The sequence below is a fragment of the Terribacillus sp. AE2B 122 genome (genome assembly GCF_902497585.1).
GTDB lineage: Bacteria > Bacillota > Bacilli > Bacillales > Amphibacillaceae > Terribacillus > Terribacillus saccharophilus_A.
Genome location: NZ_LR700948.1, coordinates 97,687 through 111,924, shown reverse-complemented (window position 1 = coordinate 111,924; position 14,238 = coordinate 97,687). Strand labels below are relative to the sequence as shown.

The window sequence follows — 14,238 nt, the reverse complement described above, 5'->3', positions numbered from 1 at the left end:
TCCCTTCTGCCACCAGGGCCAGAAGGGATTTATCAATTATAATCTTTTTTCTAATTTTGCTTTTTCTTCTTCATAGCCAGGCTTGCCAAGCAGTGCGAACATGTTCTTCTTATATGCTTCCACTCCTGGCTGATCGAACGGATTCACACCAAGCAAGTATCCGCTGATTGCACATGCTTTCTCGAAGAAGTATACCAGATACCCGAAGCTGAACGAATCCAGTGCTGGAACTTCTACGACTAAGTTTGGTACGTTACCATCTGTATGAGCAAGCAGTGTACCCTGGAACGCTTTGTAGTTCACTTGATCAACTGTCTGACCTGCAAGATAGTTCAGGCCATCAAGGTCTTCCTCTTCCGCTTCTATGGTCACATCAGAGACAGGCTGTTTCACAAGCACGACTGTTTCGAACAAGTCGCGGCGGCCTTCCTGTACATATTGACCTAGGGAATGTAAATCTGTAGAAAAGTTAGCAGACGCCGGGAACAATCCTTTCAAATCCTTCCCTTCACTTTCACCGAACAATTGTTTCCACCATTCACTGAAATACTGCAATGATGGCTCGTAGTTCACAAGCAGTTCGATATTCTTACCTTTGTTATAAAGAACGTTTCGGATAGCTGCGTATTGATATGCCGGGTTCTCCTTCAGATCAGATACAGACAGTTCTTCCTGCGCCTTTTGCGCGCCAGACATGATGCTGTCGATATCAACACCAGCAGCTGCAATTGGCAATAGTCCCACAGCTGTCAGCACAGAGAAACGGCCGCCAACATCATCAGGGATGACGAACGACTCATATCCTTCTTTGCTGGCAAGTGTTTTCAAAGCACCTCTTGCTTTATCCGTTGTGGCATAAATACGCTTGCGTGCTTCTTCGGCTCCGTACTTCTCTTCCAAATACTTTTTGAAGATACGGAAGGCAATTGCCGGTTCAGTTGTTGTACCACTTTTGGATATAACATTCACACTGACATCTTTGCCCTTAATTGCATCAAGAAGCTGATTCAAATATGGGGCACTGATGCTATTGCCGACAAAGAATACTTGTGGTGCTTTGCGGTCTTCTTTAGAAAGTACGTTGAAAAAGCTGTGTGTCAGTGCTTCAATTGCCGCACGAGCGCCAAGATAAGAACCGCCAATTCCGACAACGAGCAAAACATCCGAATCAGATTGGATCTTCGCTGCTGCCTGCTTGATACGAGCGAACTCTTCTTTGTCGTAATCCATTGGTAATTCAAGCCAGCCTAAGAAATCATTGCCGGCACCTGTTTTATTATGTAATTGTTCATGCGCGGCCTGCACGAGCGGTGCAAGGTAATCCAGTTCCTGCTCCCCGATATATGGCAACGCTTTCTTATAATCAAATCCGATGTGTGTCATATTCATCCTCCTTGAAACTGCTTACTATAGCAACTTTACCGAAACTGGACAAGTAAATCAAGAATTGTTATAGGAATATAATCGGTCAACAAAGGCATGCTAAGAAAGATTTATCATCTCGCTTCATGAAATGGAGGTTATGCAGTTGAATATGATACAGCGTATCGCTCTTGTTCTTGTCATAATTGGCGCGATCAACTGGGGACTAGTCGGTTTATTCAACTACGACTTGGTTGCAGGTATCTTTGGTAACGGCAGTCAGGCGGCTGCTTTCCCACGGATCATCTACAGTCTTGTCGGCTTGGCTGGTCTTGTGTCAATTTCCGCTCTGTTCCTAGAGCGTAAAGAAGTGGAAGAAGCGACAACAACCAAGGCATAAATGGATAAATCAAAAAAAGACCCCCTATTATGGGGGTCTTTCTAATTATTTGCCTTCAGTTTGTTTGATCCAATCCTGAAGCTTGTCTTTCAACGTATTGAATCCTGCTGGAGCATCCTCAGAAACAGCTTGCTTCTGAACGCTAGCTTGCTGCTGCTTTGCAGGTGCTTCTTCTGTAGCACGGATAGAAAGGGAATATTTACCGCTTTGTTCGTTGATATCAAGAATTTTAACTTTAACTTCATCGCCTACAGATAGGTGTTCATTGATATCTTTAACGAAACCATGAGTCACCTCGGAAATGTGAACCAAACCTTGAACCTGCTCATCCAATGCAACAAAAGCACCGTAAGGCTGGATTCCTGTTACTTTACCTGTCAATACTTGTCCTGTTTCGAACTTCTCTGCCATACTAAACAACTCCTGATTTTTTCTACTTTTATACGCAATAAATAATTCTATCACAGTAAGTTGGTTTCGGCAAAAATTTATATATGTATAATTTTTTTATTAGAATAGGTTTGCTAGTAAGCAATTTTGGTAATACATAGTTATGTAAGACTTTCTCGTATTCCCCCTGTAGGCAAAGCGATGCGTATCGCTTTGCTATTTTTTTTGCATATAAAGTCCAAAATGACCGAAACTAGAACTAATTGCAGGCAAAGGGGCAAGCTAGAATGTCTTACTCGAACCATACCTTCTACTACGAAGATATAGCTATTGATTATCGTATTTATTCTTCTTACAGTCATGACACCTCCCGCACAATCCTTCTTCTTCACGGGTTCCTTGCCTCCGGAGGCTGCTTTCACCGCATGATTCCGGAGCTGCGTCAACGGTACCAAGTAGTGACATTAGATTTCCCCCCCTTTGGAAATAGCCAAAAATCGGCTGAAATAGCTTTTTCCTATGAAGATTATACCCGTCTTGCCGCATCTCTTCTTGATCATTTACAGATAGAAAAAATAGATATTGGCGGTCATTCAATGGGCGGTCAAATTGCCATGCGTCTCGCCTATAGTTACCCTGATCGGATAAATAAACTGTTTCTGTTTGCACCATCAAGCTATATGCTGCCAACAGACGCATTCTCAAGCTTGATCGCTTCCGCCAGCATCTTCCCTGCCATTATGCACCTCGCATTCGAAGCCAGCAGTGTCGTTGGTTTCCTGCGCCACCTTGTAGCTGATCCTGATAAGGTCACCCTTCGGATGGTGGTTGCGTATAGCATCCCCTTTATGGCTAAGGATCTTTATCCAAGTCTTGCTAGCTTCATCCGAACACGAGGCGGCGATTTGCCAAATGACAGTTTGCAGCAGATACAAGCAGACACAATTATTTTCTGGGGAAAGAAGGATCCATTATTGCCCCCTTCGATCGGCTATCGTCTGCTTGCCGAGCTTCCGAATGCTACACTCCATATCCTTCCTGATGCCGGTCATCTTCTCCCTGAGGAAACGCCTGAAACAATTCTCTCGTATATAGAATGATCAAGCCTTTCGCTTTTCGAAGGATTTCTTTATATAATGGGGAAAGAAATGATGGAAGGAGTACGGACTATGCATAATTTCGAAACAGTTCACGACCGCAGAAAGACCCGATCGGTGAAATGGGACAACCTTACAGCATTATATGGAGGAGAAGATGTTCTGCCGATGTGGGTCGCAGATATGGACTTCCAATCACCTCGAGCGGTGATAGACGCCTTGAAGAACAGGGCTGAACACGGTATTTATGGTTATACAATTACAGATGCGAGTATTTCAAAGACCGTATCCAATTGGGTTGAAAAACGCCACGGCTGGCGCATTAAGCCAAGCTGGCTGCTTTACAGCCCCGGCGTAGTAACCAGTCTGCATATGGCTATCCAGACGTTTACAGAACCTGGTGAGCAAGTCGTCATCCAGACGCCTGTTTATGCTCCTTTTTACAGCGTGGTCACTGCACATGACCGCAAAATCGTCGAAAATCCTTTGCTCGAAGAAAATGGTACATACCAGATGGATTTCGAGCACTTGGAGACATGTTTCCGAGAAGGAGCAAAGACGATGATTCTTTGTAATCCGCATAATCCAGTCGGACGTGTTTGGACGAAAGAGGAGCTAAAGCGCTTAGTGAACCTATGTCAAACGTACGATGTTTTACTTTTGTCAGATGAGATTCATGCCGATTTAATTCATGAAGGGAATCAGCATATCCCCATTGCCTCCTTGTCTGAAGACATGAGCAAACGGACAATCACATTCTTGTCCCCGTCAAAAACATTCAATTTGGCAGGACTGCAGGTATCATACAGCATCGTTGAGCAGGAAGATATGCGAAAGCAGCTGCAAGAAACCTTCTCTAAGCAAGGCTTCCATATGTTGAATACGATGGCAGTCGCTGCAATGGAAGCCGCTTATACGGACGGCGAGGAATGGCTGGATGGTTTGCTGGACATTTTGGCAGTAAATCGGAAGCTGACGGAAGAAGCATTGGCTGATACTCCTCTTATCCAGCTTGCACCGCTGGAAGGCACCTATTTGATGTGGCTGGATTGCCGTCAAATGAAGTTGGAACCAAAAGAACTGATGGACTTCTTTGCCCAGAAAGCGAAGCTAGGATTCAATGACGGTGTACAATTCGGAGAAGCAGGTACTGGATTTGTTCGGATGAACATTGCCTGCCCGCCTGAAACGATGCGGGATGCCCTGGACCGGCTGAAAAACAGCCTTAAAGAATTCGAGGCAGCAAAATGACCTTAGAAATGGGCAGCGTCGTAAAAGCACGCTATAAAACTGGTACCTATGTCGGAAGTATCAAAGAAGAACGCGGCAAGTTTTATTTAGTAGAGATACTGGCTGTTCTCAAGCATCCGCAGCAAGGTGATTTGCATCATCCGAAGGAAACAGAAGATGTTTTCTTCCATGAACGCCGGGCGCTCGCACAGAATGAAAAAGCGAATATACCAAAAACTGCAGTATCAGCATATACAAACACAGTACCGGAGTACTCCGATTCTTTGCGGACAGCAGTTCAGCAGCTAAAGCACGATTTGAAGGAACAGCCTTCTTCTCGCTATCAAGAACTTGCGCTTGCAAACGTGGAGACATTGGAGAAAGATTACTTTAAGTAAACGAAAAAAGGCAGGAAACTTTGTTCCTGCCTTTTTTCGTTGTCTTAAGAGCCTGGCAGTTTCAAATTACGTTTTTTCGTCACAGGCTTACCAAAAATCTTGTTCGTTAACTTTGGGGCAAATTCGAATAACAGTACACCAATGAAAGCCGCCAATACGATGTAGATGCCTGCAAATACTTTCGCTGTACCAACTGCAATACTAGCAATCACGACACTGAATTCCCCTCTGGCGCAAATAGACAATCCGCCACGGAAGGCGACTCGCTTCGGCAAACCGTACATCAAGCCGCCGAAGTAGCCTGTCATCACTTTAGCTGCCATCGTCCAGATCAAGACAATCGTAAGCAGTACTGGCATTGGTACACCGTCACCGAAATCTATAGTCGTACCAAAATAGATGAAGAACGTCGGCAGCAACAAATCTCGAATCGGGTTCACAGCATGTTCCACTCGCTCGATCTTACCCGATTCCGCTAAAATCATCCCTGCCAGGAAGGCACCCAGCACCTCAGATAAGCCGAGATAGACGGCAAGTCCTCCATAAGTCAAGGCTATTCCGATTAACAGCACAATCTTGAAATCCTCGTCTTCAAACTTATCCATGAATGTATCGAACCTACGGAAGACTGTTTTGCTCAGTACCACTGCCCCTACAGCCAGACCAAGTATTTTCAGCACAAGGTATACAGCACTAATCGGTTCAAAGCTTCCCGAACTGCTGATACCAATAAGCACAGCGACTAAAATCGGCGCGATGATATCCTCGAATATAAGCAGCGCCAAGATGAATTCTGTCTCCATATTGGCCATTCTGCTCTTGTCATCCAACAGCTTCGCCGTAATGGAAGAGCTTGTTGCATAGGCCACCGCACCAATCAGGAATGACGTAAATAGATCTACTTGCATGATTAAACAAATCCCCATTGTCACACCAAGGCTTAACATCACATCCAAGAGACCAGTTGACCAGATTTTCTTAGCTATACCGCCAAGTCTCGAAATACTGAATTCAAGTCCGAGTACAAAGAAAAGCAAAACGATACCAACTTCACTTGAAAAGTGGAGAATTTCATTATGAAGCAGCAAATCTGCCAGAACGATGCCAAACAAAATATACAGAATGACACTCGGAAAACGGATTTTGATGGATAGAAAACCTAGGTAGAATATTCCGAGCAAGACAAGGCCAGCTCCAAGCAGCGTTGGCAGCTGCACACTCAAGTCTGCTCTTCCTTACCGTCGCAAAGGTCGATCATGGCATCAATCTGATTCTTCTTTCCAATTGACATCAATACATCTCCCGGTTTCAAAACAGTAGCCGGCTCTGGAATGGCAATCGTCTCATCACCTTGGATAATACCGATAACAGTAACACCAGTTCTCGACCGCACTGCTGCTTCTTCTAATGTCTTATTAGCAATCTCAGATGATTCCGATAATTCAATGTAATCCACAACGATTTGCTTGCGAAACAATTTTAGCTGGTCTGTATCAACAGGCTGATAAGTAGCACCTAAAAGCTGTGCACCTAGCTCCCGTGTCTCATCTGCCGTTAAATCCATTGCGAAATCCGCCTCATCACTGGAAGCGTCTTCAAAGAAATATAATTCTCGTTTGCCGGAGTGATGGACGATAATAACAACCATCCCCTCTTCTCCAGTGCGCAGCGTAATTTTGCTTCCGATGCCAGGAAGCTGTGATATATGACATTTCATAAGCTAGGACTCCCATCCGGTATATTATACTCCTTGAGGAAAGTATAAAAAAAGCTGGAGAAAATCTCCAGCTTTTTCAATCAGCTCAAATGGTTTTCCAGCACTTCCTGGATACCTTCTATTGCTGCTGCCTCATCATTTCCGTCAGCTGTAATAACAACCTGTGCTCCTTGCGGGACACCTAGTGACATGACACCCATGATCGATTTCAAGTTCACTTTCTTTTCTTTAAAAGCGAGTTCAATCTCAGAATTGAACTGGCCGGCTTTATTAACAAGCAGCGTTGCAGGTCTCGCATGGATTCCCGTTTCGCTTGTAATAGTGAATGTTTTCTCTTGCATCGTAATTCCCTCCAAAGCAAATAGCTCATGTATGTAAATGTGAAAGTAGTAACATACTTATTATAGGAGAAAAGAAAGCGTTTTTAAATAAATATGTCACTTTTTTAAGTTTAAAAACAGCTTCACGCCATAAGATTGAGTTTATCTTGTATTTATGGTAATTTTGACACATCTAGCAAAAAGGAGTGCTGTCATGAGTGTACATATAAATGCAGAAGCCGGCCAGATTGCAGACAAGATCCTGCTTCCTGGGGATCCGCTTCGCGCAAAATACATCGCTGAAACATTTTTGGAAGATGCAAAGCTTTATAACGAAGTAAGAGGAATGTATGGCTATACCGGTACATACAAAGGAGAAAGAATCTCTGTTCAAGGTACAGGTATGGGTGTGCCGTCCATCAGCATCTATGTAAATGAATTGATTCAAAGCTACGGCGTGAAGAAACTGATTCGCGTTGGTACTGCAGGCGCTATTCAGAAAGACGTTAAAGTTCGTGATGTAATCTTAGCCTCCACGTCTAGCTCTGATTCCCAAATAAACCGTCAGGAATTTGGTACAGTCGATTTTGCCCCTACAGCTGACTTTGATTTGCTGCTGAAAGCATATCAAGCTGGACAAGCAAAAGGCTTGAACATCCGTGTTGGTAACGTCTTTACAAGCGATCGTTTCTATCGTGACAACACATTGGAATTCTACGGAAAATTGGCAGATTACAAAGTTTTGGCTGTCGAAATGGAGACAACTGCACTTTACACGATTGCTGCGAAACATGACTGCCAAGCGCTATCTGTCCTTACAGTCAGCGATCACATCCTTACTGGCGAAGAAACAACTGCCGAGGAGCGTCAGACTACTTTTGGCGATATGATGGAAATTGCATTGGATGCAGCAATCCAGGCATAGAAGAAGGCTTCTATGCCTTTTTCTATGCCTATATTGTAAACCTCAACAAAAATTAGGTTGACAATAAAGAGCCTGTCGCTTACTATTTCTGCAAGGAGTTGATAAATTTATGAGTCGTACTGGTAAATTGACTGCAAGCGCGATGTTTGTGGGCTTGATGACAGTCGGAGCAAATATCTCGGTTTGGCTGCCGTTTCTTGCAGTACCAATCGGAGGACAAACAGTGCCGTTATCATTGCAGCCTTTCTTCGCACTACTTGCTGGTTTGCTGTTAGGCTATAAATGGGGATCCTACAGTATGATTTGTTATGTACTGCTAGGTCTTACTGGGCTGCCGATTTTCGCAGATCTCTCTGGAGGATTTGGTGTCTTTGCCGGGCCTACTGGCGGTTTCTTGCTATCTTTCATACCTATTGCCTTTATCGCTGGGTTTATTATGGAAAAGACATCTATGCGTTACCGCGTTTTTGGAGCGGTAATCGCTGGTGTAATTGTAAATTATCTCTTTGGGGTCACGTATATGTACGGCGCCATGCATCTTTGGATGGGTGTGGATATAAGCTACTTGGCTGCTTGGATCAGCATGATACCGTTCTTTATCAAAGATTTCTGTTTCGCAATTCTTGCAGCCTTGTTTTACCCTAGAGTGGCTCATGCTTTCAGAAAAGGTAAAGTGACATATAATACTTCGTTTAAATGACATTTTCTCAGGGAAATTTAGTTATAATGAGTACATCATATATTATAGCTTTTTCTCTGAAAGGATGTAGCAGTACATGTCATTGTTACAAAATATGCCTCTATGGAGTGCGCTGATTGCAATCGTTTTCGCACAAATAATAAAAGTGCCTATCCGTGCGATTGCGGATAAGCGCATTCAAGCCGACCTTGCATTCAGTACCGGGGGAATGCCGAGCAGCCATTCAGCAGCCGTGGCTGCCCTGACAACCTCGATCGGCTTTGAAAGCGGACTTGATTCCCCTATTTTTGCCGCATCCTTCGTCTTTAGCATCATCATCATGTTTGATGCATCCGGTGTAAGAAGACAAGCCGGTGAACAGGCAATATTGCTGAATCTGCTTCTGAAGGATTTTCAGCGCTTTGTGGATGAAGCGAAAATCTGGGGCAGTAAGCAGGAGTTCGAAAAGAATCGCGAAATCCGAGAAATGCTCGGACATCAGCCGATCGAAGTCTTTTTCGGCGCATTAACCGGCATTGGTATTTCTTTAGTCATCTATTTGCTGTTTTAATTGTAAATGCAGCTGCTTGCTTCCGAAGTCACGTACAGGAAGCTGCCTCTGTTCATATTGGATGACGTCCTCTGCTGTCAAATTCGTCAGCTGGCTCCAGGTCACATACATAGCTGTAAGCCAGAGGGTACAAAGCAGTGCTCTTATGCACCATCGTCGCATCATATCTTTCACCTCTGGTAACAGCATCGACAAATGAGAATATCCCTATACAAAAGAAAAGCAGCCATATGGCTGCTTTTTGTTTAGCTGAATATGTTGAACTTCCCTTTTTTCAAGACTAGTCCTACACCGCCAAGCTGGAAAAGATAGCGATTATCCGACGCTTTCTTCATCACATCTGCCGGTTTTCCGAACAGCTTCTTACCCATTACCATACCCATGGCGTCACCGCCTCCTAAGGAAGCAAGCGTACCCTTGATCTCTGGCACGAATTTCTGGGTGTTGCTTTCCTTGCGGATGAGTGCTTTCAGATTCTGGGCACAGTTATAACCCATCTGTGTAGCTATTTGCGCTGTTGGCGGATACGGTTTACCGTTTTCGCCATTTATGACGGCCGCACAATCGCCGACAATAAAGATATCGTCATGGTTCGGATCACGCAGATCCTCTGTCACCATCACCTTGCCTCGGTTTACTTCGAAACCGGATTCCTCCAGAATCGAGTTACCTTTAACACCAGCTGCCCATACCGTTGTATTGGTTTTGACCGTATGTCTCTCACCAGCTTTTTCATAAACAATGCTGTTGGCTGTCACTTCCTTAAGGAAGGCATTTGTCTGGAATTCGATGCCGCGGGATTCCAAGGAATTCAAGGCATATTCAACAAGCTGCGGATCGAATCCCATCATGACGGAAGCTCCAGCTTCTACAACTATGACCCTTACCTTATCCCGGTCTATATCGTATTCTTTGCACAGTTCTGGTATACGTTCTGCCAATTCTCCGGCAAACTCGATGCCCGTGAAGCCCCCTCCGCCAATAACGATATTAAGACGTTCTTCTTTCTTTTCCGCTTCATTGTTATACACTGCGAAATTGTGCTCGATATGCTCTCTGATCAAACGGGAGGAATTGATGCTCCGAATCATGTACGCATGGTCAAGAAGGCCATCAATACCGAAATTCGCCGGCTCAAAGCCTAAGCCTACAACAAGATAATCATAGGAGATTTCGCCGTTTTGCATAACTAGCTTTTTTTCATCTGGTTTGATTTTCGTTACCGTATCTTGGACAAAATTGACTTTTTTTGCATCGATAACATCCTTGATTGCAATCCGCGTCTGATCATGATGTCTCGTCCCGGCCGCATTCTCATGAAGCCATGTTGTCTGATAATGGTAATCATGCTTGTTTACGAGCGTGATGCTCGCGTCGTCCGCTCCAATCAGTTTCTGAAGTTTCACTGTCGTAATCAGGCCGCCGTAACCAGCACCTGCAATCACAATTTTTGGTTTGCTCATCTTTGATCACATCCATTAATATAGTTTGGTTTTTCCTAAGCTTGCTGCAACCTAATAACTCATTAATTTTTTTGTTTGTGATACTATTCACTTTATAATGCAGATGAAAACATAAAACTGTCACAAAACCGTCATCAATATTATGGTAAACGTTTTCTTTCCTTTTATCAACCAAAAAAGGGGAAGCTTATCATGTTCGAGGGCATACTACTAGTCATTAAAAATCCTTCTTCTTACTCATATTTCAGCAACTATGATAAAATACCAATTGTTACGTTTAAAAATACTAGGAGGAACCGGTATGTCAGATCAAATATATGATGTGACCATCATCGGTGCAGGTCCAGTCGGACTTTTCACCGCATTCTATGGTGGGATGCGTCAGCAAAGTGTCAAAATCATTGAAAGCCTTCCCCAAGTGGGCGGACAGCTTTCAGCTTTATACCCTGAAAAATACATCTATGATATAGCTGGATTCCCTCAAGTCCGCGCACAGGAATTAGTGGACAACCTTATGGAACAGCTGAAACGCTTTGACCCTACCATCGCACTCGGCGAATCAGTCGATAAAGTCGAGCGTTTAGAAGATAATACATTCCGCATCGAAACAGATAAGGATGTACACTTCTCGAAAACGATCATCATCACAGCAGGAAACGGTGCCTTCCAGCCTCGTCGCCTGACAGTTGAACGATGCGACGAGTTTGAGGGTGTTAACTTGAATTACTATGTGGATAATATGCAGAAATACGCTGGCAAGCGTGTGCTATTAGCAGGTGGCGGCGATTCTGCTGTTGACTGGGCGCTAATGCTTGAACCAATTGCCAAAGAAGTCATTCTCGTGCATCGCCGGGATGAGTTCCGTGCCCATGAACACAGTGTAGAACGACTCATGCAATCCAATGTAAGAATCATGACTCCTTATACACCAGTTGAGATGCTTGGTACTGACCGCATCGAACAGGTTGTTCTGCAGAAGGTGAAAAGCGAAGAAACTGAAACGATCGATGTTGACGAAGTACTCGTCAATTACGGCTTCATTTCTTCCTTAGGACCAATCAAGCAATGGGATTTGGAAATCGAGAAAAACAGTATTGTTGTCAATACGAAGCAAGAAACGAATATCGCTGGCATTTACGCAGCTGGTGATATTTGTACGTACCCTGGTAAAGTCAACCTGATCGCCTCTGGTTTCGGCGAAGGCCCGACTGCCATCAACAATGCCAAAACATACATTGATCCAGAAGCTCGTGTACAGCCTAAACATTCCACAAGCATGTTTTAAATAACACCGCACCGGTTACCTTTATGGAAAACCGGTGTTTTTTTATACTTCTTGTATAAGGAAGCCCTTCTTTCACACACTAGTATCGATAAAGGAGGAGCTGTATGGAAAACGAATATGAACATCGCTTAATTCCGCTTGCCTCAATAAAGAGCGGAAAAGAAACAACTGTCTCCCCAACTGTTCATGGCTATCTAGACAGAATAGTAAATGTCTTTTTTATTGAAAATCCTGATACAAAAGAATGGGTACTTGTCGATGCCGGGGTTCCTGATACAGCAGGCAATATTAAGCAAGCTGCTGCTGAACTATTTGGTGAAGGCACTAAACCAGCATGCATTCTCCTCACACATGGTCACTTCGACCATGTCGGCAGTATCGTCGAGCTGGTGAAGGAATGGGATGTGCCTGTTTATGCGCATGAGCTTGAGCTTCCCTACCTGACTGGACAGCTTGACTATCCGGAAGGAAAGACTGATGCTGGCGGCGGACTGATTACCAAGCTGTCTAAGACCTTCCCGAATACAGGAATCGATTTAAGCAAGCATGTAAGGCTCATACCGCTCGACCATAAAGTACCGCACCTGCCAGGCTGGGAATGGATCCACACACCAGGACACACTCCAGGGCATATCAGCTTATTCCATACAGAAGATAAAGTCTTGATTGCAGGTGATGCGTTTACGACCGTGCAGCAGGAATCTCTGCACAAAGTGCTTACGCAGCAAAAGGAATTCAACGGTCCTCCACGCTACTTCACAATGGACGAGCAGGAGTCCTTCCGTTCCATCCGCAAGCTGCAGGAGCTGCATCCTCAAGCGGCTGGTACTGGACATGGAATGCCTGTCTTCTTCGACGAATTGGAAGCAGGCTTAAAGAAACTAGTCGAAACAAAAAAATAGGAGAAGGGATTATACCCTTTCTCCTATTTCTGTTTTCTTCTTCAATTTTGGTACTGTTTTGCGGATTGTCATCTGGCGGAAATCCTGTTCCAATTCTTCCAGCGTACGATCCTTTGTTTCTGGAAGGAATTTTTGTATAAAGAGAATTGCAGCAATCCCCAGGACAACAAAGATTAAGAAAGTACTGGATAGACCAATTGCACTTAACAAGACTGGGAAAGTCAAACTAATAGTGAAGTTCGTCATCCATTGGAAGAATACAGCAATCCCCATACCCATTCCGCGCAGCCTGGAAGGGAAAATCTCTGCTAGCATCAACCATGTGACTGGTGAAACAGCACCCTGCTGGAAGGCAAGGAATGTGACTGTCAGAGCTAATACCATATACGGAAGTGCTGTCGTCCCTTCAAAGAAAGTAGCAACAATCGTAATAAGCAGCAGCGCACTCGTTGTTCCGATAAAACCTACTGTCAGCATCTGTCTACGACCTACTCTGCCTAGCAGCCAGATACCAACAAATGTGGCAAGCACAGAGATGACGCCATTTGCAATATTACCAATCAATGCAGCTTGTGTTCCGAATCCTGCATTACTCAATATCTCTGTTCCGTAATACATGATAGAGTTAACCCCGGTGATTTGCTGGATAATACCTATACCCATACCGATAAAAACAATCTTTCTTATCCACGGTATCGCAAGGTCTTTATATGACGCCTTATCCTGTTTCTCTTCTTTTTCCACTGTCTTGCGAATTTCCGCCATTTCTTGTTTTGCTTGATTATTGCGGCGAATCTTCGAAAGAATTTGGAAAGCAGTCTTTTGCATACCTTGCTGTGCAAGCCAACGAGGACTTTCCGGCATAACCAGCATCCCAAACCAAAGTATGATAGCCGGCAAGGTTGCGATAACCAACATATAACGCCAGATATGACCTGTATCAGCGAACAAGTTTCCAAGTGCAGCATTGGAAGTATAAGCGAGCAACTGACCAGTTACGATCATCAATTCATTTTGTGTTACCATTCGTCCACGTTTCGCTGCTGGAGACATCTCAGCAAGGTAAGCCGGCACAGTTACAGAAGCACCACCAACGGCCAGACCAAGCAGCACTCGGAAGATCACCATTGTCTCCGTGTTCGGTGCGAATGAACAGCCTAATGTCGCAATAAAGAATAAAACAGCAAGATACAAAATAATACGGCGGCGACCTACCTTATCAGAAAGCTTTCCGCCAAATACTGCACCAAATGCAGCTCCTAATAGCAGAGAGCTGGCAACAACACCTTCTGTCAGCGGTGTAAGATTCAGCTGATCTTCCTGACCCATAAACGGCAGTGCACCATTGATGACACCTGTATCATATCCAAACAATAATCCTCCGAAAGTAGATATGATGGCAATCCATCTCAGCCTCCGCTTCGAACTTTTTCCATCATCCTCAATCTGTGGGACATGCCCTTTTTCAGTCTCATGTTTGTCCATATTTTTCTCCTCCA

General features: G+C 44.3%; 17 protein-coding genes. 9 read left to right on the top strand and 8 right to left on the bottom strand.

Annotated elements, in window-relative coordinates; genetic code table 11:
- Window positions 1-36: 36 nt before the first annotated feature.
- Window positions 37-1,383 carry a glucose-6-phosphate isomerase gene (locus AE2B122_RS16045; protein WP_175074689.1) on the bottom strand — a complete coding sequence of 449 codons (1,347 nt, stop codon included), beginning with the start codon at window positions 1,381-1,383 and terminating at the stop codon, window positions 37-39.
- 145 nt (window positions 1,384-1,528) lie between these two features.
- Between AE2B122_RS16045 and AE2B122_RS16040 the strand changes: the two genes are divergently transcribed.
- Window positions 1,529-1,762, top strand: a complete 234-nt coding sequence (locus tag AE2B122_RS16040) for a DUF378 domain-containing protein (protein ID WP_095218303.1) — start codon at window positions 1,529-1,531, stop codon at window positions 1,760-1,762.
- 45 nt (window positions 1,763-1,807) lie between these two features.
- On the opposite strand, the gene yugI is transcribed toward AE2B122_RS16040, so the two are convergent.
- Window positions 1,808-2,173, bottom strand: coding sequence for a S1 domain-containing post-transcriptional regulator GSP13 (gene yugI, locus AE2B122_RS16035; protein ID WP_095218304.1), 366 nt, complete (start codon window positions 2,171-2,173; stop codon window positions 1,808-1,810).
- Between the two features lie 266 nt (window positions 2,174-2,439).
- On the opposite strand from yugI, the gene AE2B122_RS16030 reads away from it, so the two are divergent.
- The 3 genes from AE2B122_RS16030 (at window position 2,440) to AE2B122_RS16020 (ending at window position 4,877) form a co-directional block, all read left to right on the top strand.
- Window positions 2,440-3,252: an alpha/beta fold hydrolase gene (locus AE2B122_RS16030; protein ID WP_095218305.1), complete on the top strand. Its 813-nt coding sequence runs from the start codon at window positions 2,440-2,442 to the stop codon at window positions 3,250-3,252.
- Between the two features lie 69 nt (window positions 3,253-3,321).
- Window positions 3,322-4,500: a MalY/PatB family protein gene (locus AE2B122_RS16025; RefSeq protein ID WP_175074688.1), complete on the top strand. Its 1,179-nt coding sequence runs from the start codon at window positions 3,322-3,324 to the stop codon at window positions 4,498-4,500.
- Complete coding sequence (locus AE2B122_RS16020; RefSeq protein WP_095218307.1) at window positions 4,497-4,877, top strand: kinase-associated lipoprotein B; 381 nt, start codon at window positions 4,497-4,499, stop codon at window positions 4,875-4,877. The genes AE2B122_RS16025 and AE2B122_RS16020 overlap by 4 nt, the downstream gene beginning before the upstream one ends.
- 44 nt (window positions 4,878-4,921) lie before the next feature.
- On the opposite strand, the gene AE2B122_RS16015 is transcribed toward AE2B122_RS16020, so the two are convergent.
- The 3 genes from AE2B122_RS16015 to AE2B122_RS16005 form a co-directional block, all read right to left on the bottom strand.
- Window positions 4,922-6,094 (bottom strand): cation:proton antiporter, encoded by a 1,173-nt coding sequence (locus AE2B122_RS16015; RefSeq protein WP_175074718.1) that lies wholly within the window; start codon window positions 6,092-6,094, stop codon window positions 4,922-4,924.
- A gap of 2 nt (window positions 6,095-6,096) precedes the next feature.
- Window positions 6,097-6,594 carry a cation:proton antiporter regulatory subunit gene (locus AE2B122_RS16010; protein WP_095218308.1) on the bottom strand — a complete coding sequence of 166 codons (498 nt, stop codon included), beginning with the start codon at window positions 6,592-6,594 and terminating at the stop codon, window positions 6,097-6,099.
- Window positions 6,595-6,674: 80 nt separating this feature from the next.
- Window positions 6,675-6,935 carry a phosphocarrier protein HPr gene (locus tag AE2B122_RS16005; RefSeq protein ID WP_095218309.1) on the bottom strand — a complete coding sequence of 87 codons (261 nt, stop codon included), beginning with the start codon at window positions 6,933-6,935 and terminating at the stop codon, window positions 6,675-6,677.
- A gap of 193 nt (window positions 6,936-7,128) precedes the next feature.
- Between AE2B122_RS16005 and deoD the strand changes: the two genes are divergently transcribed.
- The 3 genes from deoD (at window position 7,129) to AE2B122_RS15990 (ending at window position 9,089) form a co-directional block, all read left to right on the top strand.
- On the top strand, window positions 7,129-7,839 hold the full coding sequence (deoD, locus tag AE2B122_RS16000) for a purine-nucleoside phosphorylase (RefSeq protein WP_038564986.1): 711 nt from the start codon (window positions 7,129-7,131) through the stop codon (window positions 7,837-7,839).
- A 109-nt stretch (window positions 7,840-7,948) separates the two neighbouring features.
- Window positions 7,949-8,539 carry a biotin transporter BioY gene (locus AE2B122_RS15995; RefSeq protein ID WP_095218310.1) on the top strand — a complete coding sequence of 197 codons (591 nt, stop codon included), beginning with the start codon at window positions 7,949-7,951 and terminating at the stop codon, window positions 8,537-8,539.
- Window positions 8,540-8,615: 76 nt separating this feature from the next.
- The gene (locus AE2B122_RS15990) at window positions 8,616-9,089 is read left to right on the top strand and encodes a divergent PAP2 family protein (protein ID WP_095218311.1); all 474 of its coding nucleotides are present in this window, start codon (window positions 8,616-8,618) and stop codon (window positions 9,087-9,089) included.
- On the opposite strand, the gene AE2B122_RS15985 is transcribed toward AE2B122_RS15990, so the two are convergent.
- Both AE2B122_RS15985 and AE2B122_RS15980 read right to left on the bottom strand, forming a co-directional pair.
- A complete protein-coding gene (locus AE2B122_RS15985; protein ID WP_038564978.1) occupies window positions 9,066-9,251 on the bottom strand; it encodes a hypothetical protein in 186 nt (61 codons plus the stop codon). The two genes, AE2B122_RS15990 and AE2B122_RS15985, sit on opposite strands and share 24 nt — an antisense overlap.
- A gap of 83 nt (window positions 9,252-9,334) precedes the next feature.
- The gene (locus tag AE2B122_RS15980) at window positions 9,335-10,552 is read right to left on the bottom strand and encodes an NAD(P)/FAD-dependent oxidoreductase (RefSeq protein WP_175074687.1); all 1,218 of its coding nucleotides are present in this window, start codon (window positions 10,550-10,552) and stop codon (window positions 9,335-9,337) included.
- Between the two features lie 301 nt (window positions 10,553-10,853).
- Here AE2B122_RS15980 and AE2B122_RS15975 point away from each other — a divergent pair, with 301 nt between their 5' ends.
- Together AE2B122_RS15975 and AE2B122_RS15970 are read left to right on the top strand one after the other, a co-directional pair.
- Entirely contained in the window at window positions 10,854-11,837 is a 984-nt protein-coding gene (locus AE2B122_RS15975) for an NAD(P)/FAD-dependent oxidoreductase (RefSeq protein WP_175074686.1), read from the top strand.
- 104 nt (window positions 11,838-11,941) lie between these two features.
- Window positions 11,942-12,739: an MBL fold metallo-hydrolase gene (locus tag AE2B122_RS15970; protein WP_175074685.1), complete on the top strand. Its 798-nt coding sequence runs from the start codon at window positions 11,942-11,944 to the stop codon at window positions 12,737-12,739.
- Window positions 12,740-12,748: 9 nt separating this feature from the next.
- On the opposite strand, the gene AE2B122_RS15965 is transcribed toward AE2B122_RS15970, so the two are convergent.
- Window positions 12,749-14,224, bottom strand: a complete 1,476-nt coding sequence (locus tag AE2B122_RS15965) for a sugar porter family MFS transporter (RefSeq protein ID WP_175074684.1) — start codon at window positions 14,222-14,224, stop codon at window positions 12,749-12,751.
- Window positions 14,225-14,238: the final 14 nt, after the last annotated feature.